This window comes from Breznakibacter xylanolyticus, from assembly GCF_003254275.1.
Taxonomy (GTDB): Bacteria; Bacteroidota; Bacteroidia; order Bacteroidales; family Marinilabiliaceae; genus Breznakibacter; species Breznakibacter xylanolyticus.
This window is the reverse complement of sequence record NZ_QKZK01000003.1, coordinates 78,538-104,808: the sequence shown is the minus strand read 5'-3', so window position 1 is coordinate 104,808 and position 26,271 is coordinate 78,538. Positions and strand designations below refer to the sequence as shown.

Annotated in this window: 13 protein-coding genes; 3 read left to right on the top strand and 10 right to left on the bottom strand. The window is 51.7% G+C overall.

The genetic code is table 11. The features are described 5' to 3' along the window. The first annotated feature begins 305 nt into the window (after nt 1-305). The 3 genes from LX69_RS02565 (at nt 306) to LX69_RS02555 (ending at nt 6,068) form a co-directional block, all read left to right on the top strand. Nucleotides 306-3,347: a SusC/RagA family TonB-linked outer membrane protein gene (locus LX69_RS02565; RefSeq protein ID WP_317046391.1), complete on the top strand. Its 3,042-nt coding sequence runs from the start codon at nt 306-308 to the stop codon at nt 3,345-3,347. 20 nt (nt 3,348-3,367) lie between these two features. Continuing rightward, nucleotides 3,368-4,924, top strand: coding sequence for a RagB/SusD family nutrient uptake outer membrane protein (locus LX69_RS02560; RefSeq protein WP_111444252.1), 1,557 nt, complete (start codon nt 3,368-3,370; stop codon nt 4,922-4,924). Nucleotides 4,925-5,210: 286 nt separating this feature from the next. Beyond that, entirely contained in the window at nt 5,211-6,068 is an 858-nt protein-coding gene (locus LX69_RS02555; RefSeq protein WP_111444251.1) for an alpha/beta hydrolase, read from the top strand. A 79-nt stretch (nt 6,069-6,147) separates the two neighbouring features. On the opposite strand, the gene LX69_RS02550 is transcribed toward LX69_RS02555, so the two are convergent. The 10 genes from LX69_RS02550 to LX69_RS02505 all read right to left on the bottom strand — a co-directional run bounded on the left by LX69_RS02550 (nt 6,148) and on the right by LX69_RS02505 (nt 26,072). Further along, on the bottom strand, nt 6,148-7,497 hold the full coding sequence (locus LX69_RS02550; RefSeq protein WP_111444250.1) for an MFS transporter: 1,350 nt from the start codon (nt 7,495-7,497) through the stop codon (nt 6,148-6,150). Nucleotides 7,498-7,702: 205 nt separating this feature from the next. Continuing rightward, nucleotides 7,703-7,951 carry a hypothetical protein gene (locus LX69_RS02545; RefSeq protein WP_111444249.1) on the bottom strand — a complete coding sequence of 83 codons (249 nt, stop codon included), beginning with the start codon at nt 7,949-7,951 and terminating at the stop codon, nt 7,703-7,705. A 575-nt stretch (nt 7,952-8,526) separates the two neighbouring features. Next, the gene (gene bglX, locus LX69_RS02540) at nt 8,527-10,788 is read right to left on the bottom strand and encodes a beta-glucosidase BglX (protein WP_111444248.1); all 2,262 of its coding nucleotides are present in this window, start codon (nt 10,786-10,788) and stop codon (nt 8,527-8,529) included. 505 nt (nt 10,789-11,293) lie between these two features. After that, nucleotides 11,294-12,748 carry a hypothetical protein gene (locus tag LX69_RS02535; RefSeq protein WP_111444247.1) on the bottom strand — a complete coding sequence of 485 codons (1,455 nt, stop codon included), beginning with the start codon at nt 12,746-12,748 and terminating at the stop codon, nt 11,294-11,296. Between the two features lie 18 nt (nt 12,749-12,766). Beyond that, nucleotides 12,767-14,272, bottom strand: coding sequence for a RagB/SusD family nutrient uptake outer membrane protein (locus LX69_RS02530; RefSeq protein WP_111444246.1), 1,506 nt, complete (start codon nt 14,270-14,272; stop codon nt 12,767-12,769). A gap of 19 nt (nt 14,273-14,291) precedes the next feature. Then, nucleotides 14,292-17,444 (bottom strand): SusC/RagA family TonB-linked outer membrane protein, encoded by a 3,153-nt coding sequence (locus LX69_RS02525; RefSeq protein WP_111444245.1) that lies wholly within the window; start codon nt 17,442-17,444, stop codon nt 14,292-14,294. Nucleotides 17,445-18,681: 1,237 nt separating this feature from the next. Further along, entirely contained in the window at nt 18,682-21,603 is a 2,922-nt protein-coding gene (locus LX69_RS02520; RefSeq protein ID WP_170124205.1) for a LuxR C-terminal-related transcriptional regulator, read from the bottom strand. A gap of 245 nt (nt 21,604-21,848) precedes the next feature. Beyond that, nucleotides 21,849-23,306, bottom strand: coding sequence for a glycoside hydrolase family 30 protein (locus LX69_RS02515; protein WP_111444243.1), 1,458 nt, complete (start codon nt 23,304-23,306; stop codon nt 21,849-21,851). A 324-nt stretch (nt 23,307-23,630) separates the two neighbouring features. Continuing rightward, entirely contained in the window at nt 23,631-24,608 is a 978-nt protein-coding gene (locus tag LX69_RS02510; RefSeq protein ID WP_111444344.1) for an ROK family protein, read from the bottom strand. Between the two features lie 87 nt (nt 24,609-24,695). Continuing rightward, nucleotides 24,696-26,072: an MFS transporter gene (locus LX69_RS02505; protein WP_111444343.1), complete on the bottom strand. Its 1,377-nt coding sequence runs from the start codon at nt 26,070-26,072 to the stop codon at nt 24,696-24,698. Between the last annotated feature and the right edge of the window lie 199 nt (nt 26,073-26,271).

The following is a 26,271-nucleotide window of genomic DNA, read 5'->3' as shown; positions in this document are numbered from 1 at the left end:
TAACAAAAATTGAATGCAAGGTCGCCATGTTGCCGATTCAAAAATCATAAATAATCCTATACAAAGCACATGAAAAGATGTAACCCATCATAAAGAAAAAGGGGTGTTAATCGGAAAAATTGGCATTGGCCCGACTAACCCCCCTCGAGTGATTTCAACTTTATTAATTATTGTTAAAACCTACAAATTCAAATGTATGGAAAAGAAATGTTCTTTCCGTGTTTTTGACCTATTAAAAAAGGTCAAAACACAGGGGCATCAATTGCTCCACCGCAGTGGGATGACAATTGCTCCACCGCAGTGGGATGACATTACTGGCAAGCGCTTTGGCCTTGACAGTGATGCAAGCCCAGCCCACACGTCAAGTGGTGCAAGGCACCGTCACCGATGACCAACAAATTCCGCTGCCCGGCGTCAACGTGTTGGTTAAAGGCACCATGAACGGGATTGTAACCGACGGTACAGGCGCTTATCGTCTGGACGTATCGCCGGAAGACATCCTGGCATTCAGCTTCATTGGCTTTGAAGACCAACAAATTGCAGTTGGCAATCAAACCACCATCAACGTGGTGATGAAAGAAGAAAGCAAGGATTTGGGCGAAGTTGTGGTGGTGGGTTATGGCGCCCAAAAAAAGTCGCTGGTCACCGGAGCCATCTCCAGCATCAAGTCGGACGACATTGCTAACAGCTCCTCAACGCGCGTGGAGCAAGCCCTGCAGGGACGCACCTCAGGGGTGACCATCCTGCCGGTGTCGGGCTCGCCGGGTGCCGGCGCAAAAATCCGCATCCGTGGAACGGGAACCAACGGCAACTCCAATCCGTTGTACATCGTGGACGGGATGAAAACCAGCAGCATCGACAACCTGGATCCCAACGACATCGAATCCATTGAGGTATTGAAAGATGCAGCATCAGCAGCCATTTATGGAACCGAGGGTGCGAACGGCGTTATCATCATCAGCACCAAAAAAGGAAAAAAAGGAGACGGACAAATCTCCTACGATTTCCAATACGGCATCCAAACCGTGCGCACCAACATGGAGTTGATGAACGCCATCGAATACGCTCAATACATGAAAGAGCAGGGTGCCACCATTAACTTTCCGGCCAACACGGGAAAAGGGACCAACTGGCTGAATGAGATTTTTGAAAGTGCCCCCATGCAGAAGCACCATTTGAGCTTTACAGGTGGCAACGAGCGCACCTCGTATCTCACCTCTGGCTCGTTCACCACCCAGGACGGGATTGTGGGTGGCAGCCGTGCATCGTACGATCGCTTCACCTTCAGGCTAAATGCGACCCACCAAATGAAAAAATGGATGGAAGTGGGCAATGCCCTGAGTTTCTCACACTCCAAACGCAAATCGATTGGCGAAGATGATGAGTACCGGGGCATCCTCAACAATGCTTTGCTGATAGATCCCATCACGCCGGTTTTATACGCAAAAGGAACCGAACCACAAAAAATTAAAGACCTGGTTAATGGGGTTAAAACGGATGGCACGATAGATGAAAAAGAAAGAAAAACCATCCTGACCAATGAAGATGGCCTTTACTATGCCCTTCCACTAAATGTGGATGGTGAAATTGGCAACCCGGTATCGTTGCTGCAAACGTACAACAACAAAATCACCACCGACAATTTGCTGAGCACCTTTTATGCAAAAATTTCTCCCATCAAAGGCTTCAATTTCACTTCACGTTTCGGGATGGATTTAAGTTATGTGACCGACCACAGCTGGAGCAAAGTTTACTACGTATCAAGCGAACGCAACAACAGCTCCAACACCATCACCGACAATCTGAACAAAACCTTCTCGTGGTTGTGGGAGAACTTTGCCACCTATCAATTTAATTTAGATCAACATAACTTCACCATGTTGGGCGGTTACTCGGCACAAGATTATCAACATCCCAACTACTACCTCTATTCCGGCCCCATGCTCATGGAAGGCGATGCCTATGCCTACCACGACCACACCACCTCACGTGAGCAGGACAAAGTGGCCGGCACCATCATCGAAAATTCTATGACATCGGTATTTGGTCGATTGTCGTACAACTATGCCAATAAGTACATGTTTGAAGGGTCGTTGCGTCAGGATGCCGCCAGCGAGTTCCCCGAAGACAACAAAGGCGCCATTTTCTCATCCGCATCGCTGGGATGGGTGGTATCACAAGAGTCGTTTTGGAACCTTGAGGCATTGGATTATTTAAAATTGCGAGCCAGTTGGGGACAAAACGGCAGCAAAAGTAACTTACCAGGTAACGAAGACATCAGTTTCGTCACCACCACCGACATTTTTTACCCCAACCCTACCGGCGGATATTTCTCGGGAGCCAGAATTGACAAACTCACCAACAGCTCACTGGTGTGGGAGAAATCGGAACAGCTCGACTTAGGAATTGACATTAGGGCCTTAGGCGGTAAAATTTCATTCTCGGCCGACTATTACAAAAAAGTAACCAAAGATTTGATCATCCGTGCCACGCCGCCACTCTCGGGAGGTGCGCAAGCCAATCCCTTCATCAACGGGGGTGACGTGACCAACTCAGGCTTTGAGTTCGAAGCCGGCTTTAACCAACAATTCGGCGACTTGAAAGTGACGCTCAACGCCAACCTCTCGACCCTCAAAAACGAAGTCACTTCGTTGAAATCCGAAGCGCCCATAGCAGGGGTGAACGTAAGGGGATACGACCTGACCTGGTTTGAACAAGGCAAACCCATTTGGTATTTCAATGGTTACAAAACCGCAGGCATCAACAAAGCAGATGGATTGCCCAACATCGTTGGCAAAGATGGTCAAATTAAAGCACGAGGCACCGAAACAGCAGCCGACTTGCAGATGATTGGCGACCCTCACCCAGATTTCCTTTATGGCGCCAGCATCAATTTGGAGTACAAACAATTTGACTTCTCGTTCTTCATGCAAGGCACACAGGGCAACGACATTTACACAGCCTGGTACCGCCCCGACCGTGCCACTTCCAACAAGCCCAAATACTTCTTCGATAACCGATGGACGGCCGACAACCACAATGCATCGATGCCCAAGGCCGACGGCAGCAGCGACCTGATTTACCGCAGTGACCTGATGGTGCAGGACGGTTCGTATCTTCGAATCAAACAGATTCAATTGGGATACCAGCTACCGACAGACCTGATCTCGAAAGTCGGCATTACCCGCTCACGCATTTTTGTGTCGCTGGATGACTATTTCACCTTCACCAACTACAAAGGATTAGACCCCGAAGCGGGTAGTAACAACGACCAAAGTCAGGGCATTGACAGAGGCGTGTACCCCATCCCCGGTAAATTGATGTTCGGTTTATCGGTGAATTTCTAAACCTTAAAAAACATACAAAGATGAAAACACATAATATATTTAAAGTCCTTCTTGCAAGCGCATTGATCACCGCCACGGCTTGCAGCGACGAATTCCTCGAGAAAGATGCCATTGGGAAGATACCCAGCGAGGATTTTTTCAACAACGAGAACAATGCACTCGCGTCCATCTACGGGGTTTACGACCTAATGCAATGGAACTACGGCCGCGACTGGAACAGTGCCTATTTTGCAAAGAACCTGCCCGGCGATGATTGTAATGCCGGCTCATCGGCCAGCGACCAGTTGCCGTATCAAAACCTTGACGACTTTAAACAACAGGCCGACAACACCGTTACCACAGCCATTTGGGAAGGTTTTTACAAAACCATCAACGCGTGCAATACCATCATCATCAACTTTAAAACAAACACACCAGCCACCAGTAAAATCATTGCTGAGGCGAAGGCCATTCGCGCTTTCACGTACTTTGAACTGGTGGTGATGTTTGGCGATGTGCCCTACTACACCGATAATGCCAATGAGATATCAGAAACAAAAATTTACCGCCCACGCACAGCCAAAGCAACCATCTACACGCAAATAGAAAAGGATTTGGCCGATGCCATCGAAGTGCTGCCGGGTAAAACCGACTACGACGCTGCCAACAAATTTCGCATGTCACGGGGCACAGCCCGCGCCATCCTGGGCAAAGCACTGCTCTATCAAGGCAAATGGGCGGCGGCTCACGCGCAATTGTCACAGCTCATCAACACCGAAAACAGTGGTTATGGACTGGAGACCGACTTTACCAATGTGTGGCTGAAAGCCGGTGCGCTGGGCATCGAGTCGGTATTGGAAGTTTGTTACACGTCGCAGGAAGGTTACGACTGGGGCAACTTTGGCTGGAGTGGCAACCACGAAAGCAACATCCACGTGCAGCTGATGGGCCCTCGCGACAATTTGTTCAAGGATGTTGCGAAAGTCGGCCTACTGAACGGCTGGGGCTTCAACCTCCCCACCAAAAAAATCGGCGATGCCTTTGTGGCCGCAGGCGATAAGGGAGCCCGCTACCAGGCCACCCTCATGTCGGCCGAAGAATTTACAGCTGCCGGAGGAACCATTGACACCGAAAACGGCACTCACGATTATGAAGGTTACCTGCGCATGAAATACGCCACCCGCACCAGCGAAACCAACACCTCGGGCGGGGTGACTCCCGAACTAAACTACGGGGTGAACTGGCGCCTGATTCGCTGGGCCGATGTGCTGCTGATGGCTGCTGAAGCCTACAACGAAGACGGCAAACCCAAATTGGGCGTGAAGGAAATCAACAAAGTACGCAAACGCGCCCAACTGGACTTACTGCCCGAAGGCATTTCGCAAAGTGACCTTCGTGCGGCCATCATTCGCGAACGTCAACTGGAACTAGCCTTTGAAGGCTCACGTTTTTGGGACTTGGTTCGCTGGAACCTGGCCGAACAGGAACTGGGCAGCCTCGGTTTCGTAAAAGGCAAGCATGAAGTGTTCCCCATACCGGCCAACGAAATCAAAACAAACACAGCACTCACAGACAAAGACCAAAACCCGGGATATTAACTCTCCATCCGCAAAAGCCCTCATGACAGCATGGGGGCTTTTTTTATGCACAAACCCCATCATCAGATTCGAAAAAAAGGGTAAATTCACACCATGATCGTTTAGAGAAGAGAAGAAAAGATAAGACAAAAAGACAAATGTTTAGATCTGTTCTCTTCGTCTCTTCAGTCTTATCTATCTGTCTACAGTCTAAACATCTTCTTATCTAACATCCGAATAACACCAACTAAACGACATTCATACTCATCTTAATAACAACATCCTCTCACTTAAAACAACACACACCATGAAACACTTGCTGCTCCTGTCATTCTCCCTGCTCATGACCCTTCATCTGAGCGCGCAACACCCCTATCCTCCTGTGGGTAAGGTGCAGATGCAAAAGCTCAACAGCACCATTTTGAACACCGAACGCGACTATGCCATTTACCTGCCCAAGAGCTACACCACCGACACGCTGCGCCAATTTCCGGTGCTGTACCTGCTGCACGGGCTGTACGGCAACCACAAGGACTGGAGCGAACGCGGTCACGTAGCCGATGTGGCCAACCAGGTGTTCGACTCGGGCATGGCCGACGAAATGATCATTGTGATGCCCGATGCCGGGACTGACTGGTACGGCTACTTCAACATGAAAGGATGGGAATACGAGCGGTTCTTTTTTGAGGAGTTCATGCCCGCCATCGAAAAGCGCTTCCGCATCAAGGGCGACAAAGCCCACCGTGCCATTGCCGGGCTGTCGATGGGTGGCGGTGGCACCACAGCTTATGCCCAAAAGCACCCCGACCTGTTTGCATCGGCCTATGCCATGAGTGCCCTGATGGCGCTACCCGAATTTGGCCGCGCGCCATCCACCGACTTCAAAATGCAGGAACTCAACCAATCGGTGACAGCCAACAGCTGCATCGACCACGTAATCAAAGCCGACGAAGCCGGCAAAGCAGCCCTGCGTTCAGTGCGGTGGTTTGTGGATTGTGGCGACGATGACTTCCTGTTCGACGTGAACCTCGACTTTTACCGAGCCATGATCAAGGCACACATCCCCTGCCAACTGCGGGTGCGCGACGGCGGTCACACCTGGGAATACTGGCACTCGGCACTCTACCTGGCTCTGCCATGGGTGAGCAACGGCTTTGGCAAATAACACTACCGCCAAACAAGCGAAAGGTGCAGCGGGAAAACCTCCCACTGCGCCTTTCTTTTCAAACTAACACTATATCACTTTAACGCATCTTGCTGCCCTTGACCGCAAAAAAGAAGATGTAAAGATAACAGAGCGCCGGCACCACAAAAGCCCACGAATAGCCCAGCGCCGGACTGTCGGCAATGGCGCCCATGAGCACGGGAACAATGGCGCCCCCCACAATCAGGGTGTTGATGATGCCCGAGGCAGTGCTCATTTCACCGTTGCTCAAATCCTTCACCGCCAACCCAAAGATATTGGGGAACATCACCGAATTGAACAGCCCGATGGACACCAGCGTCCAGATGGCCAGCTGACCGGGAGCAAACGTGGTGACTATGGCCAGTGCTGCCGCAATAAGCGCAAACACGCCCAGCGTGAGGCTAGCATTGCCCCGCCCCAACTGAATGGCCAGCAGGTTTACCACCGATGTGCCCAAAAAGATGGCACCGATGTTCCAGTTCCAATCGGTGACAAAAGCGCCCGACACCAAAGCCAGCATCAGCACCAGGGCAAAATAAAGGGTTTTGCGCGTCCGGCTTTGAATATCGGAGAGCATGATGGAGCCAAAGAAACGCCCCACCATGGCGCCGCCCCAGTAAATGGCCGCGTAGGTCGAAGCGTTTTCCTTGCTGATTTGCAACTTGTCGTTGAGGAAGTTCACCAGCAAGCCGGCGTTACCCACCTCGGCGCCCACGTAGCAAAAAATGGCCACAGCACCCAACAGCACGTGGGGATATTTCCACACACTCTTTTTAGATTCGACGGTGCCTTTTGCAATGGCAGGCAGTTGGATGGTGACGATGGCCATCGCCACCAACAACACAATGCTGCCCATGAGCAAAAAGGGCATCTTCACCGTCTGCGCCGACTCCTGTGGCGAAGGAATCTCGCTCACCCCCTTAAAGATGACCACGGCTATGATCCAAGGCGCAATCATGGTGGCGATGGAGTTGAGCGCCTGCGTGAGATTGAGGCGCCCCGATGCCGTGACTTCACTGCCCAATGCCGCCACATAAGGGTTGGCCGACGTTTGCAGAAACACCACCCCGGCTGCCAGCACAAAGGTGGCCGCCAAAAACAGCGGAAACGACGGCGCCGTGGCGGCAGGATAAAACATGAAACTGCCCACGGCCATGAGCAACAAACCGGTCACCAGTGCCGTTTTGTAGCCAATGCGGCGAATGATGTACCCCGTGGGGATGGACAGAAACAGGTATGTGAGAAAAAAGGCTCCGGTAAGCAATTGCGCTTCCAGCTCACTCAGCGTAAAGATGTCCTTCACTTTGGCGCTGAGCGTGATGATGAACGTGGTGGCAAAACCGAAGATGAAAAAGATCGAGGATATCACCGACATCCCGATGGCAAACTGATTGTTCTTTTGTGTCATATGACGGGTTATATGAGTAATGAGGCTGTCCGGCAACCTCGGGGATTAACAAAAGTCTCACAGAGTAGGATTAAACGCTGAGGCGCTAAGGCGCTGAGTTTTATTGTAACACGTTGCGTTTAAACAAAGAAGCAGTTCACTCGAAAGAGTTATATAGTAGTGGCCTTTTTTTACAATCCTGTCAGGTCTCCAAGACCTGACAGGATTAAACATCAACCATTCGAACCGAGGCGTTCGATCCATTCGAACCGAGGCATTCGATCCATTCGAAACGAGGCTTTCGATCCATTCGAAACGAGGCTTTCGTGCCGTGCGAAACGGGGCTTTCGATCCATTCGAAACGAGGCTTTCGTGCCGTGCGAAACGAGGCTTTCGTGCCGTGCGAAACGGGGCTTTCGTGCCATACGAAACGAGGCTTTCGCATCACGCGAAACGAGGCTGTGCGATCGTCCACCAGCCGGCTGTGCGATCATCAATCAGCCGGCTGTGCGATCGTCCACCAGCCGGCAGTGCAATTGTCAATCACGAGGCTGAGAGGCTATCGATCACCATGGCGGCATCTGTGCCGGCAGAGATCATCCAGCTGGCATCACAGAGTCGGATTAAACGCTGAGGCACAAAGGCGCTGAGTTTTATTGTAACACTTTACATTTAAATAAATAAGCAGATCACACGAAAGAGTTATAGCATCCATACAGGCACAGATTACAAATCTGCGCCAGCAGAGGAATAAACGCGGAGACGCTAAGGCACTGAATCGATTCATAATGCCTTGCATTTAAATAAAAAAAGCAGACCACCCAAAAGAGTCATACAGTAACGAACTTGCAATCCGCACGCTCCATGCGACTATTATATAAAGATCACAAATCTGCGCCCTAGCGACTACTATATAACAATTTTGAGTTATCTGATGTGTTATTTAAACGCAGGCGTAACAAAATAACTCAGCGCCTTCGCGCCTTTGCGTTTATTCTGACTTTGCGTTTAATCTTTCTGTGCCATCAACCATTCCATTTGAAACTGTTGTCACTCGAGCGTCAAATCCTGTGGCGTTCCTTCGGCGGCATTGGGGGCGATCCACACCTGGAACTTGCCCGGCTCCACCACGTAGCGTCCGTCGGGGAAGTAGTAGCCCAGCTGGTCGTTGCCCAGTTCAAAGGAGACAGTTTTGCTTTCGCCCGCAGCCAGCGTCACGCGCTCAAAGCCCTTGAGCTCACGCACCGGACGGGTGTAGGTGCCCGTAAGGTCACGAATGTAAAGCTGCACCACCTCGGTGGCCGTCACGTTGCCCGTGTTGGTGATGATGGCACTGGCCGTCACGTTCCCGCCCTGCTTCATATCGGAGGCACTCAATCGGATGTCGCTATATGCAAAGGTGGTGTACGACAATCCGTATCCAAAGGGATAGAGAGGCGTAAAGCCATAATCGAGCGTGTGGTTGGTGTTGCCGGTAGAGTGCTGCACGGCATGCACAGGGATGCTGTCGATGTGCATCCAGCTCTCGGCCGATGCCGGACGTCCCGAATTTTTGTGGGCATAGTAAATGGGAATCTGTCCCTCGCCTTTGGGAAAGGTCACGGGCAGCTTGCCCGATGGCACCACATCGCCAAAAATGAGATCGGCCAGCGCAGGCCCTGCCATGGTGCCGGGATGCCATGCATAAAGAATCGCGTCGGCCAGATGGTGCAAGGGCGCCAACCCGGTGGGACGGCCGGCCATCACCACCAGCACCACGGGCTTGCCTTTAGAAGCGGCCAGTTGCAGCAGTTCGGCCTGCTTGCCGGGCAGTTTCAGCTCGGCCAGACATTTGGCTTCGCCAGAGAGGATGGACTCCTCGCCCATCACGGCCACCACCACCTGTGCCTTGGCAATGGCCTGTTCGGCAGCCCTGAAGCCGGCCGTTGACTTGTCGCGGCTGTATTTCAACCCCTCGGCAAAAAAGGTATTACCGGCACCGTTGGCCTCATTCATGGCCGTGAGCACGGTCACCGAATTCTCGGCCTTTCCATCAAACACCCAGGTGCCCAACTGCTCGTAAGGTTCGTTGACCAGGGGGCCGATAAGCGCAACGGGGGTTCCCTTTTTCAGAGGCAACAGGTTGCTGTTGTTTTTGAGCAGCACCACGCTTTCGGCCGCCAAGCGACGAGCCACGGCCAGATGGTTGGGATGCACCAGCACCGAGTCGGCCAGCGTTTCGGAGGTGTAGGGCTGATCGAAAAGCCCCAGGCGGAACTTGATACGCAGGATGCGAGCCACGGCATCGTCAATCCAGGCCATCTTCACGCGTCCTTCGTCGAGCAACGACTTGATGTGATGCGAGTACGAGAGGGAAGCCATCTCCATGTCCACCCCGGCATTGAGCCCGTGGAAGGCCGCCTCTTTTTCGTCGGCCGAAAAGCCATGGGCAATCATTTCGGTAATGGATCCCCAGTCGCTCACCACAAACCCGTCGAAGCCATACGACGCTTTAAGGATGTCGCGAATGGCCTGACGGTTGCCCGAAGCCGGCACGCCGTTAATATCGTTGAAGGCCGACATAAAGGTGGCGGCACCGGCCTTCACGGCCTCCTTAAAGGGAGGCAGGTACACATTGTGCAAGTAAAGGTCGGGAATGAGGGTGGTGTTGTAATCGCGTCCGCCCTCAGCAGCACCATACCCCACGTAATGCTTCACACAGGCGGCAATGCGATCGGGACGGCTCATGTCGTCGCCCTGCAATCCCTGCACCATGGCACGGGCCACCATGGCATTCACCAGCGGATCTTCGCCACCACTCTCGGCAATGCGTCCCCAGCGGGGGTCGCGCGACACGTCCACCATGGGGGTGAAAGTCCAACGGATGCCCATCGAAGCGGCTTCTTTGGCCGAAATGGCCGCCGCCTCTCGCACCAGCTCCTCGTTCCACGAAGCAGCCATGCCCAGGGGGATGGGAAAGATGGTTCGGAAACCGTGTATCACATCGCGCCCGATGATGAGAGGGATGCCCAGACGGCTCTCCTGCACGGCAATGCGCTGCAGCTCGTTCACCTCCCTGGCGCCCACCACGTTGAGCAGCGAGCCGATGCGCCCCTGGCGAATCTGCTCTTTCATGGCGTCGATGCCGGCGGCATCATAAGGCGGATTTTGCTGCACCATCTGCCCGATCTTTTCCTCGAGGGTCATCTGCGAGAGCAGCGATGCCACTTTCTTTTCGACGTCGTCGCCGGCCTTGCCCGACGAGGGCGACGTATTGCAACCGGCCAAAGCCATCAGGCAAACCGCCGCAACCACAATGTTCTTTTTTATCATTTGTCTTTCCTTTTAGGTAAATAATGCAATGGAAATGTATTGTCGTGGAGACCACATTAACGAGAAACAGGATGTATCATCAAAAAAAGGTTTCACTGAGTTACGCTGAGATGACACAGAGTTTCACCGAGAATAAACGCAAAGACGCTAAGGCGCTGAGTACATTTGAAACGCTTAGCGTTTAAACCAAAAAGCAGTTAACTCAAAAGAGTTATATCAATGACGTTTCGTTAATCCCCAAAGAGCCGTCAGCACCAGCGTAGAGCAAACCCTGCTTAAGTGTCATAGACGAGCGCAAGCCCTGAATTGAAAATCGACGAAGTCAAAGGGCGCAAGCTTTCGCCCCTTCAGGGCTCTATGATTGAGTTTGCACTCATCGTTGGGCGATGCCCAACGCTATTGCTCATCGCCCTTTCAGGGCTTAACTCAACGGCATTGAGAGTTAAATTACCACAAAGAGGCCGCCCGAGCAGTGACATCGGGCAGCCTCATGAGGGGTCAGGTGTTATTCAGCGAATTTAAAGTCATCAAAAAAGAAGATGCCACCGCCATTGTGCCCTTCGGTTCCAAACTGAATGAGAATCTTATCCAGATCGGTGCGGTTGGCCGCCGCGCTAAAGTCGAAGGTGAGCTCCACCCACTGGTCGGTGGGCAAATCGTTCTTCATTACCTCCACCTGCGTGGTGTAGGCACTGGTGCCCAGCTCGTTGTTTTGCAACTTCACGGCCACCGACTTTTGCAGCACCTTGTTGCTCACCCAGTCGCCCGCAACCGCGTTTTCGGTCACGTAATCGTTGTACGATGGGATGAACACCTTCATGGTGATTTGGTTCTGCTTGGTGAGGTCGAACTTGTAACCCGACACCACGTGCGAGATGTTGGAGTAAGCCACGCCGGCCTTTTTTTGATAGAGGTACACCGCAGCCGATTCATTGAACGGCACCGGGGCGGGGTTTTGATAGGCTGCTGAGGTGAGATCGCCCATGTCTTCGGTGGCAAACACTACCTTCGGTTTTTCGGTCTCGAAGCCCTCCGACAGGGGCACCGCCTTGGTTGGCACCACCGGCTTCACATTGAGCTCCTTGGGGATGAGGCGGTACCACCATCCGTTACCGGATTCCACGGTGCTCATGCACTTAACGTACATCTCATCCTTGGTAATACTCAAAATCTTATAGGTTGATGTTCCGGCATAATGTCCAAAGAAAGCCCCATCGCTGAGCACCAACGTCGAGTCGGAAGTGGAAAGCGAGTAGTGATACAACGCTTTGGGCTGGTAGGCCACATCAAAGTCCCCGGCAGGAGGCACCACCGAAGGGCCAAAGCCCAGTGCTTCGAGCCCCGCCTTACCGGCTCCGTTGGTGTACACCGATCCGTTATTGACCCAGGTCATCTCCACGCCCACCTGTTTAAAGGTAAACTCATTGGTGTAAAGCGAACAATCGAGTTTATCGTTGGGGCCGGCCGCCCACCACTCGGGCTTGAGCGATGCCGCCGGGCCAACGCCAAAATGGCCGGAGTGATACTGGTCGAACACCCATGTTTTACCATTTACCGCATCGGCACCGCCGGTGAGCACGGTGTAAAGCGGATGGCTCAACAGCGAAAGGTCATCGTTGGCAATCACCAGGTTTTGAGTGATGGTGGCCGAACCACCCTCGGTATAAATGGCGTAGGACACCTCGTAAGTGCCTGCAAAGGGATATTCACCCACCGCCGTGTTGCCCTTGGCCTTTGCGTTGTTGCCCAAATCCCACACCACCACACCATTAAAGGGGGTTGTACTTTTAAACTCAATCACATTGGCCGATGCCGCCGAGGGGGTCATGGTAAACGAGAGCTGTTGCGCATTGGGCAATGCCCCCAACTCAAATTCGTCTTTCTCCTGCGGCTCGCAGGCTGTCAGCAGGCATGCCGCCAGAGCGCAAAGCATGCCCGATTTGATGATATATTGAAACATAACAGGATGATTAAAGGATTAATACTCGTTCTGTACCAGTTTAAACTGGCCTTCGGTTTTGTCGATTTCCGATTGTGGGATGGGCAGGTACTTTTCGTTAGCCGTCCAGGTGCGAACAGAATTGAACGCAGGCAGACTCTCGGAGAGCAGGTGGGTATCGCCCCAGCGCACCAAGTCCCAAAAACGGATGCCTTCACCCAGGAACTCACGGCGACGCTCCAACTTGATGTTTTCGGCCGTAGCGGGGATGGAGGGCACCCCCCCGCGGGCACGCACCTGGTCGATGCACTGCTGAGCCGAGATGCCATCGACAGCCGGCACGCCGTGTATCACCATCAGCTCGGCCGCATTGAGCAACGCTTCGGCATAACGGAAAATGCGGAGGTTGTTTTGGTAGTTCAAGTCCACATCGCCCGGAGGGGGGTTGTATCCTTTGCGGGCAGCGTACTTGCCCATGAAGTAACCGGTGTTTTGGAAACGGGCAGCATACTGATCGGCTTCAAAGGCATTGATGGCCACGTTGCGCCGTTTGTCGCCCTCCTCGTAAATGGCAAAGGCATCGCTCCGTACAGGGCCAAAGCCCCAACCGCCCTGAAACACATCGCTTCCCTTGAGCTCACTGGGCGATATAAAGGCCGGCAGGTTGGTGCCATAGCCTTGCCATGAAGCACTCCAGGTTTTGCCTTCGGGCAGCTGATTGCTCTCAAAGATGGACTCATCGCAAAACTCGCCCGACTCCACCCAGATGGAATCGTAAATCACCGAGGTGGTGTTGTACATACCGCTTTTGATAATCTCGGCCATGTCGGCCAATACTTGCGCGTACTTCGACTGGTCTTTCTGATACATCACAATGCGGGCTTTGAGCATCATGGCAGCCGCTTTGGAGGCACGGCCGTCGTCGGCCTTGGCGGTACGCATGGGTAGCTTGTCGCCGGCAATTGCCATGTCTACGTCCTCAATCAGCTCTTTATAAATGTCATCGGCCTTGAATTGGGGCGCCATGTAAGGAGCCGGCAGGTCGGCCTCAAAGTAGGGAATGTTACCCCAGAACTTCCACAACCAGTGTACATAGTAGGCACGCAAAAAGTGAGCTTCGGACTTGTATTGATTCAGCTTGGTTTCGCTCACGCCCACGGCATTTTCGCAAGCCAAAATGGCATTGTTGCAACGCGCCAACCCGCTGTAATAAATGCTCCATAACCCTTGCGGCACCTCATCGGGGGTACAGTCGAACTGCGACAGACGGTAGAGCATTCCCTGATCGCCGGCCGTGCCACCACCTTTAAAGATGTCGTCGGAACGGAGGTCGCTCATCAGCACCACGCTGTTGTAATTACCATTGGCATAGTTGTCGAACAGTAATATCTGATAACAAGCTGCCAGATTCGACACAATGGCATCCTCGGTGGCCGCCCCTCCCGCCTCCATCGACGAGGTGGGATATACTTCCAGAAAATCGTCGCTGCACGAAGCCGTCCCCAGCAGCAACACAATTGATAACAGTCCAATATATTTTTTCATAACAAGTGACATTAAGAAGTTAGAAAGTGATGTTGGCACCCACCGAAATGGTGCGGGCTTGTGGATAAATGCCTTTATCGACGCCAATGTTGTGGTAGTCGCCCGAAGCGATTTCGGGATCAAAGCCATCGTATTGGGTAAAGGTCAACAGGTTCTCGGCCGACACAAACACACGCAAACGTTGCATGGCAATCTTTTGGGTGATGCTTTCGGGCAGGGCGTAACCCAGTTGCAGAGTCTTGAGACGCAGGTAGGAACCATCCTTCACATACAAGTCGGACGAACGCCAGTTGCGGTTGGGGTTGGAGCTGGTCATGCGGGGAATCTTATTCGAAGAGCCCTCACCCACCCAACGATCCATCATCCAGGCCGGCAGGTTCATGGCCGGAATGTCGCCACGCATCGAGAAGTCATAGATGTCGTTGCCATAGGTCCCCTGAAAGAAGGCACTCAAATCGAAGTTCTTCCACTCGGCGTTGATGTTGAAGCCAAAGGTCCAGTCGGGCATTCCTTTCCCAATCTTTGTCTTATCGGCATCTTCGATGAGGCCGTTCCCGTCGCGATCCACAAAGATGACGTCACCGGCCTGCGCTTTCTCACCCTTGTATTTGTTATTATAAGCCAGAGCATCGGCATCGGTTTGCAAAATGCCATTGGTAAGGAAACCATAGAAATAAGGATACACTTCGCCATTTTGAGCTTTCACATAGCTGCCCACGCCCGAAGCACCGGCATCGGCCTTAATGGCTTCGCCCGAGGCATTGCCCAGGTTGATGAGCTCGTTTTGCAGGTAAGAGGCATTGGCGCCGAAATTGATCACCAGGTCGCGCACCTTTAACTTATAAGAAGCTTCGAACTCAAGACCCGAGTTTTCCATGTCGCCGGCATTGGCCCATGGTTTGCCTTTGCCCACGTAGTCGGGAATGGGTTGCTCGATGAGCATGCCCTTGGTGGTCTTCTTGTAATAATCGAACCCAAAGGTGAGGGCATTGTTGAAGAAACGGGCTTCGAAGCCCAGGTCGATCTGCTCCGACTCTTCCCACTTGATGTAAGGATTGGACAGTTTAGAGGGACTGCTGCCATACTGCATGGCCGATGTTTTGGCCGAACCAAAGTAGTAGTTTTGACCGCCGTCCATCAGGCTGGTGTATTTAAAGGCACCAATGTTTTCGTTACCGTTCATCCCCCAGCTGGCACGCAGTTTCAACATGGTGAACCAGTCGGGACGATTTTCCAGAAAGGGTTCGCTGGTGATGTTCCACCCCAACGAAAAGGATGGGAAGATGGCCCACTGATTATTGGTTCCGAAGTTCGACGAACCATCACGACGAATGGTGGCCTGCAACATGTACTTCTCTGCATAGTTGTAGTCGATGCGACCAAAATAGGAGGCCAGCGTGCGAGCCGATGCATCTTCACCGCCCACACCATAACCGCCACCCACACGTTCATCTTCACGGTCGGCAATGGCCGAGTCGATGTTGGCTTTGCGGGGATCGGAGTTGTCGAGCAAGTCGTAATCGTCACCAAAAAGCTCTCGCAGGGTCTGCTCCTTGGCCGATTGCCCCAACAGGAAGTTAAAGTTATGCTTATCGTTGAACGACTTGGTGTAGGTCAGCGTGTTTTCGAGCTGCCAGGTAAACCCGCGGTGCATGTTCGAAAACACCGAGCTTTGGGTGATGTTTTTGCCCTGGGTGGCCAGGAAGTGCGGAAAGGTGTAACCATCATTGCCCCAAAAAGCCAGGTCGACGCCATAGCTTGATTTAAACTTCAAGCCCTCCACGATATCGACTTCGCCCCAAAAGGTAGAGACAAACTTATCTTCGTTGAGCTGCGAATGCGAGGGCGCATTGAGCATGGCCACGGGGTTGGCAATTTCCTGAAAACCGGCCGGAGGTGTGGTAAACACGCGTCCCTGACTGTCGGTCACGGCATGTGGATAATCAGATAATTCTTTTTCAGGGTCAATGGCATAGACAGGCAATGTAGGGTTAAAAGCCAAAGCACTCCCCAAAATGGAGCCATACTCCGAGTTGGTTTCGATGGACGATGCCAGGCCGCGGGTGTAACCGGCATTCACGCCCACGCGCACCTTATTGAGAAATTGGCGCGAGTCGGTTTCGTAAGCGGTGTAGGTTGAGTTGCTGCGCAAGCTCCAACGCTCGTAATTCGATTTATCGAAGTTGCCACCCACAATCCCTTCCTGGTTGTAGTAACCAAACGAGAGAAAATAGGTGCCTTTGTCGTTCCCCCCGTTCATGCTCACCTGGTGGTTCTGCACGGGTGCATTGTAATTAAAGGTCTCGTCCTGCCAATCGGTGCCTTTGCCGGCAGCCGCAATGTCATCGAGCGTATAGCGTATCGGATTGCCATCGTTGACCTGCATTTCGTTCATGAGTGTCATGTATTCTGTGGCATTGAGCATCTCGCGCTTTTTCCACGGATTTTGCCAGCCATAGGTCACATCGTAGTTGATGGTGGTTTTACCTTTGGTTCCCGACTTGGTGGTCACCAACACCACGCCATTGGCAGCACGGGCACCATACACAGCCGCCGAGGCAGCATCCTTGAGAATCTCCACTGACTGAATATCGGTGGGGTTGAGGTAATTGATGCCCCCTTCAACCGCCATCCCATCAACAATGTAAAGAGGCTCGCTGTTGTTGACAGTTCCAATCCCGCGGATGCGCACCTTAGAGTCGGCATTGGGCTGCCCTGAGCTTTGCGTAATTTGCACGCCCGACACTTTGCCTTTGAGCACATCCTCGATGCGCGAAGGTTTGTTTTTGGCCAAGTCCTCACTGCTCACGCGGCTGATGGCAGCAGTGACCACGCTCTTCTTTTGAACGCCGTACCCCACCACCACCACTTCGCCCAAATCGGTGACATCTTCTTCCATCTGCGGGGAAATCAACGAATTGTCAACCACCACCTCTACACTCTTCATGCCGATGGACGAAAACAGGAGCGTCTGCCCCTTGGGAACCGTTAACGAGTAATCCCCGTCGAAATTGGTGATGGTACCATGGGTGGTGCCTTTCACCAGCACGTTCACCCCGGGTATGGGAGCCCCGTCGGGTTTGGAAGTCACCTTTCCGGTGACGGTTATTTCCTGCGCGAACATGAGGGTCGTCCACATCAGCAGGAAAAAAAGGCCTAGCGTTTTTTTCATAATCCACTTAATTTGGTTTGCATGTTTATATGAATTGATTCTAGATGTCTCCCGGGCATCGCGCCATTTTCATGGTCGGCCACATTCGTTTGAGCCGTGTGGCGTTGCCCGATTGATGCAGCAAAACTACCCTCCAGATGTTAACAAACCCTAATCACACACCCCTCTAAAAACTCACTCATTCACATTTATTAACTCATCAAAAACTCATCAATAAAACCACATTCAAGTGATATACTTTCATATACAAAACACCTACACAACACAACAGAGCACACAACCACCTCATTGACGCATAAAATAAGCAAGCCAACCCTTTTCACATCTATTGACAGAAGGGTAAGAAAAGAGCATTCCCACGCATTTGATGCGAGATAAATACACCGTCATCCTGATGAAGAAATCCAAACCCTCATGAGGCACCCGTTCATGCATGACAGAAAAGAGCGATGGAAGAAAACCATAAAAACAAGCCTCACGAATAGCCTGTACAACCGATGACATCATTACGAAACCCACATCCACGATAAAGCACAACACATCAACACCATACGAATTACCACAGTGTATGGTACAGCCTATACCACACACCATGGTACAAGCGTGCACGACACCCTTGCACGCCTATACCACACACCCTGGTACAGGCGTACCACACACCCTGGCTCGCCAATACCAAGCATCTTGGTCAGACGTTCCATAAAGGTGCAACGACACATCACTACGTACAAAAATGAATGAGGAAACGAAATAAGCCAACGAGGACACGTCCATACTGTTCATCAACCCACCCTCATACAAACACAAATCCGTGAAAAGCAACCCCGTGTGATTAGACGATTGGCATCCACACATGGAACATGCAAACTCGCATTATAAATAAAGACTGAAGCCGAATTTGTGCGTCCATCGTGCAATAACCAACCAGTACGATCAAAACGCAATGATTCAATGAAATGAAACACAGCTCAATATTGCACAGAGAATATACTGAGATATACAGTATTATGGGCAAGCACTCCATCAATGACTCCGTGAGGATATTATTCAACCCTGTCAAATCTCAAAGACCTGACAGGATTGAGGCAGTCAGAAAAAACCAAGCATAAGAGCAACAGCATACGTCCATCCTCCCAATGCGATAAAAACAGATGGTGGCTTCGGGCACATTTAAACAAAATGACACATCCGAGGAACGCCCTTGGATGTTACCACATACACCAACTACAAAAATGCGTTACAATTTGGTGATGTATTCAAGCAGGTTGTCGCCCTGATCCATGCCCATCTTTTTTCGAAGCTTGTAACGGTTATTCTCCACGGCACGGGAGCTGATGTTCATCAGGGCAGCAATCTCTTTCGACGACATCCCCATGCGCAGGTAGGCACACAGCTTAAGTTCACGTGGCACCAGTTCGGGGTGACGAGATTTGAGACGTTCGAGAAAATCTTCGTGCACCTGCTCCAGGTGAGTCTCAAAGAGCTGCCATTGAGAGTCGTTGTCGATGTCCTGATCTATGCGACGGAGTGTTTGTGAAATCTTGCGAATGATACCATCAGTGTCGCGTACCTGCACGGCCGAAGCCAGCTCCTCCTTTAGCTTAATGAGAAACTCATTCTTTTGAATGATGTTCATGGTGGAGTTGGCCAGCTCTTTCTCTTTGAGCTGGTTTTCGAAGTGAAGCTTCTCGCTGCGCAACTGTATCATCTCTTTCTCGTTGAGCAGAGCCTCGTGGCGAAGCTTCTCTTGTTCCTGCCGATACAACTCGGCCTGACGGAGCATTTCGCGCTGCCGGCTTTTCTCGATGATGCGGCGCGTCATGCCCCAAACGGCCAGCACCGACAACAACAGCAGCAACACATACACGCCTTTGGCCACCAGGGTGCGATACCAGGGAGGCATCACCCGAAACACCAACGTGACCGGTTCACTCTCGACCCCCTGAATGTTACGAGCTTTCACCATCAAGGCGTATTCCCCTTCACGCAAACGAGTAAACTGACGGCGTTGCCGTTCGTCCCACGGCGACCAATCTTTGTCGAACCCCTTGAGAAACGATGCGTACTCCACCTGAGCGGTTCCAAACCAGGTGGCCGCATAGGAGACCTCAAAGGCATTGTCGGCAAAAGGATATTTCGGATATGTCTCCGGCCAGGGTTGGTCGGCATGCCGAAAATGGGCGATGCTGTCGGTAGCCCCCCTAAACGAACGGATGTGCACCGAAAAAGCATGCAAGTCCTCCGCCCGATCATCGACCCGATAGTGGGCAAAACCATCAACCATGCCAAAAAGAACGTTCTGCCGATCCCACACTAACAACGTTTCAAAAGCGCTCACCATGCGCCCGCGCAAAGGAAGAAATGGGTGTTCCACACGCTGATATCCCCCATCGGAACGGTGTCGCAACTGCCCCACCCCTCGTTGTCCAAAAAACCAGATGTTACCTTCCTCATCCTGCACCATCCCGGTGGGCAGGGGATGACCATCGCTCGTAAAATACTGAGCCAACTGATGCTCATAAAAGGTATGCGATGCCTGGTCGAGGCGATAGATGCCCCGGGGCGACACAAACACCATTTGGCCGTCGATCATGGCCAGACTCATGTCTTTGTCATTGAGCATCCCCTTGTAATGGTCGATGGTTTCGATTTTCACCACCGCGGTGTAACTGCTATTGAAATACAGCTTATAAATGCCTTGCTGACCGTGGGTCATCCACAAACCACCATCCACATCCCATTCGATGGCGCGTGAGGATTCCCTAAAGCCATCGACGCGGCACCGGTATCGCCACTGCCCCGAGGCATCTTTCTCAAACAACACCAGACCGTCATAAATGCCCGCCATGAGCAAATCACGCCGTCCGGGCACATCACGAAACGTCCACACGCCCAGAATGCCGGGCGGGGTGATGAGGCGAGCCAAGCCGCCACGCACGGCATAAGCACCCTGGGTGTGGCCACACAGGAGTCCATCGGGGGAACCGTCGTCAAAGAGCGTCCATACCTGCCCCACCGTGCCATCGATGCGCCGAAACGAACCGGGCTCCTTCAGGGGATCGTAAAAAGTCGATTCATCCACACTATAAAGCCCCTGATTGGTGCCCATGTAAAGTTTTCCGCCCTTGCGGGCAATAGCATAACCGGAACCGATGTCGAAAAAGTCGTTTAAGAAGGTAATGGGCGAATGATAGGCAACTTTTGCAATGCCGTTATCGAGGCCGGCCCAGATGTTCTTTTCCCGATCGGGAAAGATGCTCAGCACCGTGTTATTCTTTAATCCTTTAGCCTTGTTCACCACCTGCCGGATGCGTCCCAGGCGATCGACCACCACCACTCCGGACTGTATGGTTCCAAAAATCAAATCGCCATCCACAACTGTGCCGCTGAAGATGTTCATGCGCCGCAGGTAATCATCTGCCGGGACATTCCATTTCTCAATCTGATCAGACATCCCCCATCGGTACATCCCCCCAAGCATGGTGCCGATGACCATCCCTTGCCCCGACAGAGGAAGGATGGCACCTATGCGGTCGCCCGTGATGCGCTGCCCCCCGGGTACCAGTTGCAATTTGTTACCACGCAACTCCATGAGCCCCTGTTGCTCGTCGTGCACCAGCATCATGCCATTCACCAAAAACGAACTGGGAAAGCGCGAACCGGCATGTATCATCTCTACTTTGGAGCCTTCATGAAAGAGGCAAAGCATCTTCTCGGTTTGAAACACAATCCGCCCGTCATATGCATGAATGCCCCACACCTCGCCAATGTCGCGCAAATTGTACGCTTTGGTGATGGAGGTATAAACGTAGTCGCGTCCCTGCTTGGCAAAATAGCCAATTTCGTTGGTGGAGCCTGCATAGATGCGCCCCTCGTGCACCAGCATGGCGCGCACCACAGCATTGGTCATGCGGGGAATCAGTTTCCAATAGGTCCCATCGTACTCCAGGATTCCATCATTGTTGGCAAAATACATCAACCCGTTATCGGTTTGGGCAATGGCCCAGTTCTGTGTCCCCCCGCGATAATCGTTACGGGAATAGCTCTCAATTTCGGGTACGCCGGGCGTCACCGAGGGTTGTTGCGCCAACAGAGCACCGGCCAACACCATCCAACACATCAACACACAACCACATTGCCAGAGCGTATTCTTTTTCATAGACATCCATTTAAATCATTCGCGGGCATGAGCTTCGGGAGAACAATATCAGTGCCTCCTACCATGAACGAACCGACAAAGCCAAATTAGCAAATATCAATCAGGAAACCACTCAACACTACCGGGAATCGATCCAACCCAAACACCCCATGACAAAAAAGATCGTCACGGGGTATTTCACTCAGATAAATATTCAAACTCAAGAACGAATGGTCAAAATAACCGATGATGCGATGACACCCTGATTAAAACACCAGCGTTTGCAAGGCGTGGGGCAAAATCTCGGTCACCACCGCCTGATTGTCCACATACAGTTTATAAGTCACGGGATGGTCGCCGGGATTCATCACCACCGTGGCCACCGTGCCATCGGGATTGAGGAACGCCGTGCACAACAAACTACTCCGGCTGGATGCAGCACTGATGCGCTGAGCACCGGGACGAATAAACTTTGAGAAATGGCCGATGTAGTAATAGGCAGGGGTGAAAACCAGTTCTCCCGTGCGCGTATCGCCATGCACGGGCGCGAAACAGAAGTTGCCCACATGGTTGGGTCCGCCATTTTCGTCCAGCAGGATGTTCCAGTCGGTCCATCCGGCCGTGCCGTTATTGAAGTCGTGAATCATCGCACGACCATAACGTTCGGCATTGGGCCAATACTGATACTTATCGGCCGAGAAGCGCTCATTACATCCCTCGGTAAAGAGGAGCTGCTTGTCGGGGAAGGCCTCTTTCACGCGCGCTACATTCTCGAACATGGGCTCCCCTCCCGACCAGTTTTCATACCAATGAAAACCAGTACCCCACACATATTTAGCAGCTTCGGGGTCGCTCAAAATGGTATTGGCACGCTGCGCAAGCAGGTCACGGTTGTGATCCCACACCACGATGTTTTTATCCTTCAACCCTTGTTTCCAGAAAGTGGGGCCCAGGAAATTCTTCACAAAATCGCGCTCCTCGTCGGCGGTATAGATGCACGACTCCCAACGCTGCACAGCCATGGGCTCATTTTGCACGGTCACGCCCCAAATGGGCATTCCTTCGGCTTCGTACGCCTTAATGAACTTCACAAAGTAATCTGCCCAGGCCTGATAATACTCGGGTAACAGCTTGCCGCCCTGCAACATGTTTTTGTTCGACTTCATAAACGCCGGGGGACTCCAGGGACTGGCGTACAGCAACAACGACCCTCCGGCAGCCTCCATGCCACGCTTAATCATAGGGATGCGGTAAGTGCGGTCGTGATCGATGGAGAAAGTAGAAAGCTTGTCGTCTCCTTCGTCAATATAAGTATAGCTTCCACTGGCGAAATCACAGCTATGAATGGTGGTGCGTGCCAACGAGTAGCCGATGCCCCTGACAGGATTGTAGTAAGCTTCGAGCAGTTCGCGTTGACGCGCCTCGGGCAGACGGGCAAATACCTCGGCCGAAGCGTCGGTGATGGCGCCACCAATGCCAATAAAAGTCTGATACTGCAAGCGAGGCTCAACAAACACAGCCACTTCAGTTTCGAGGGGTTGAGGATTGGCCGAGAAATCGAGAGATGCCGTCATCGACAATCGTAAATCGGATTGATCGGCGGTGGTGTAAACCGTGGCCACTTTGCCGGCCACCGAATAGTCGGCTTCCGCAGCTACATCGGGTGACGGTTTGGAGGCACACCCAAATAAAACGACCAACAGGGAAAGAGACAATATTCTCATAATCTATGGGATGAATGGTGAATACTCGGTTATCAACATTTGACAAGGCAAACATAAATAAGAAGCCACCGAAAGACGATTGAACCACCACACTTAAACCTCATCATTGCAAAAAAAACACCTCATCACAAACACTACATCAACCCAACAAAAAAAATCCATCACACTCACACCATAGGAATTACAAACAAACACACAACCATCACAAGCACATAAGCACACCTCATTACAGATAATCACAACCAATGCCACAGGCATCAAAAAAAAACGAACCACCCGGGGGCAGTTCGTTTTTTAAATGAGAAGAAGAAGAAGAAGAATCAATTACTTATCCAGCTCTTTCCACACCAAAGCACTGGCACCGACAATGGCAGCATCGCCTGCGCTCAGCTTCGAAGGCAATACCTTCACCTTGTTTTTAAAGATGGGCAACAAGTGCGCCTCCATGCTGGCAATGGTGGGTTTAAAAATGAAGTCCCCGGCAGCAGTGGGGCCACCAAACAGGAAGATGGCCTCGGGGCTCAGGTGGTGAACCGTATCGGCAATGCCTTGTCCCAGATATTTGCCGGTGAGCTCAAACACTTCAAGCGCCACTTTATCGCCTTTCACGGCCGCATCATAGATATCTTTCGACTCCATGTTCTGGAAAGTTTTGGAGGCCAACTGACTGTCGATGGCGTTGTATTTGGCCAGCAACTCAAAAGCTGTTCGCTTCATGCCAGGGGCAGAGCAATAAGCTTCGAGGTGACCTTTGGCACCGCAACCGCACAAACGGCCGTCGGGAATCAGGGTGGTGTGCCCGCATTCGCCGGCAAACCCATCGTGACCGTAAACCAGGTCTCCATTCACCACGACCCCGCTGCCCACGCCGGTACCCAGGGTGTACATCACAAAGTTTTTCATTCCTTTGGCACCCCCGTATATCATCTCACCAATGGCAGCCGCGTTTGCATCGTTGGTCAGAGCAATGTGGGCATACTCGGGGAACTGTTTTTTCAAAAGCTCCACCAGATGCACCACCCCTTTAAACGAGAGGTTGGGAGCGTACTCAATGGTACCGCTGTAATAGTTCCCGTTGGGCGCACCAATGCCAATGCCAATCACTTCGAAATTAGCATTAATCTGCATCACCGATTTAAGCATCTCGCGAACGGCTTCGGCCAAATCTTTCACGTAACGATCCACATCACCGTGCGAAGGCGTGCTAATGCCACCTTTTGCCAACACGTTGCCATCTGCATCGACCACACCAATGGCCGAGTTGGTGCCACCGATGTCAATTCCAATTGCAATCTTTTTCATCTGTAAAATCTCTTTTTGTGTTTGTGTGTTCCATCCGCCCATGGGCGAATCATTCATACAAACGACGAATGTTTGTGTTTGTTTTAATTAAGCAGTACGAATCTTGCTTCCCTTAACAGCAAAAAAGAAGATATAAAGGTAACAAAGCGCCGGAATGATAAATGCCAATGAATAGGCAAATTTATCAGCCACCATCCCCATGAGAGGCGGGATGATGGCACCACCGATAATCAACGCATTGATAATACCAGAGGCCGAGGCCATCTCTTCACCATCCAAATCTTTCACAGCCAGCGAGAAGATATTGGGGAACATAATGGAGTTGAACAACCCGATGGACACCACCGACCACAACGCCACGTTGCCGGTTGTAAACGAGGTCACGATATCGAGCAGAGCCGCAGCCAGGGCAAAGATGGCCAACGTGCGGGCAGCTTTACCGGTTCCGAATTGCATAATCAGGAAGTTCACAAAGGCAATGGCCACAAAAATAAATCCGATGTTCCAGTTCCAATCGGTCACAAACGAGCCGGCGAAGAAACCCAACACCAACACCCCGGCAATGAGGGAGTATTTGCGCATCTTGTCCTTGATGTCCGAGAACATAATGGAACCAAAGAAACGCCCCACCATGGCTCCCCCCCAATAGATGGCTGCATAGGTCGATGCCACTTCGGAGGTAATATCGGCGCTTGACTTTTTCAGGTAATTCACCAACAAACCGGCGTTACCCACCTCGGCACCCACGTAACAGAAAATGCCAATGGCACCCAGCACCACGTGAGGGTATTTCCATACACTCTTTTTAGCAGCTTTGGCACCCGATGTGATTGCCGGTAGCTTGATGATGAATAAAATCACTGCCACAGCCAGCACCACGGTCGCCATCATGATAAAGGGCATGGGCACACGGCTGGCAGCTTCCATCTGATTGGCTTTAAGCACATCGGCATCCACAGCCCCCAAATCCAACCCTTTGAACACCGCCACCGAAATGAGCCATGGGGCAATCATGGTCGCAATAGAATTCAAAGCTTGTGTGAGGTTCAAACGGCTCGATGCAGACGATTCGGCTCCCAAAGCAGTGACGTATGGATTGGCCGACACCTGCAAAAACACCACCCCGATGGCCAAAATAAACGTGGCCAACAAAAAGAAGGGGAACGAAGGCAACTTGGCAGCCGGTAAAAACAGCAAGCTCCCGATGGCCATGAGCACCAAGCCCGAGATGACCGTTTTTTTGTACCCAATCACATTGATGAGTTTCCCGGTGGGGATGGACATGATGGGATAAGCAATAAAAAATGCCGATGAAAGCAGCTGAGCCGCCGTCTCCGACAAGCCGAAAATCCCTTTCACCGGCGCACTCAACGTGATGATGAACGTGGTGGCAAACCCGAAGATGAAAAAGATAGCCCCGAATGCCGACATTCCGACGGCAAACTGATTGTTGTTCTGATTCATAATGATTGAATTTGTGTTTGAATGATTACTTTTTCCTTTGATGTTTTGATGTGCGTGAAATATGGCACCAAAATACCGTGTTTTTAATACACTAACAAAAGGTTCCTTGAAAAATTGCGAAGAAGTGTTTAAAAAATCAATCACAAAGAAATTCAATCCTTCATCACCAAACACCTAAAACAGACACAACAGAGGAAAA

Excerpts from the sequence above, each read along its gene's own strand:
- LX69_RS02565 (WP_317046391.1), top strand. The coding sequence starts at position 306 with ATGACATTACTGGCAAGCGCTTTGGCCTTGACAGTGATGCAAGCCCAG.
- LX69_RS02560 (WP_111444252.1), top strand. The coding sequence starts at position 3,368 with ATGAAAACACATAATATATTTAAAGTCCTTCTTGCAAGCGCATTGATC.
- LX69_RS02555 (WP_111444251.1), top strand. The coding sequence starts at position 5,211 with ATGAAACACTTGCTGCTCCTGTCATTCTCCCTGCTCATGACCCTTCAT.
- LX69_RS02550 (WP_111444250.1), bottom strand. The coding sequence starts at position 7,497 with ATGACACAAAAGAACAATCAGTTTGCCATCGGGATGTCGGTGATATCC.
- bglX (WP_111444248.1), bottom strand. The coding sequence starts at position 10,788 with ATGATAAAAAAGAACATTGTGGTTGCGGCGGTTTGCCTGATGGCTTTG.
- LX69_RS02535 (WP_111444247.1), bottom strand. The coding sequence starts at position 12,748 with ATGTTTCAATATATCATCAAATCGGGCATGCTTTGCGCTCTGGCGGCA.
- LX69_RS02530 (WP_111444246.1), bottom strand. The coding sequence starts at position 14,272 with ATGAAAAAATATATTGGACTGTTATCAATTGTGTTGCTGCTGGGGACG.
- LX69_RS02525 (WP_111444245.1), bottom strand. The coding sequence starts at position 17,444 with ATGAAAAAAACGCTAGGCCTTTTTTTCCTGCTGATGTGGACGACCCTC.
- LX69_RS02520 (WP_170124205.1), bottom strand. The coding sequence starts at position 21,603 with ATGAAAAAGAATACGCTCTGGCAATGTGGTTGTGTGTTGATGTGTTGG.
- LX69_RS02515 (WP_111444243.1), bottom strand. The coding sequence starts at position 23,306 with ATGAGAATATTGTCTCTTTCCCTGTTGGTCGTTTTATTTGGGTGTGCC.
- LX69_RS02510 (WP_111444344.1), bottom strand. The coding sequence starts at position 24,608 with ATGAAAAAGATTGCAATTGGAATTGACATCGGTGGCACCAACTCGGCC.
- LX69_RS02505 (WP_111444343.1), bottom strand. The coding sequence starts at position 26,072 with ATGAATCAGAACAACAATCAGTTTGCCGTCGGAATGTCGGCATTCGGG.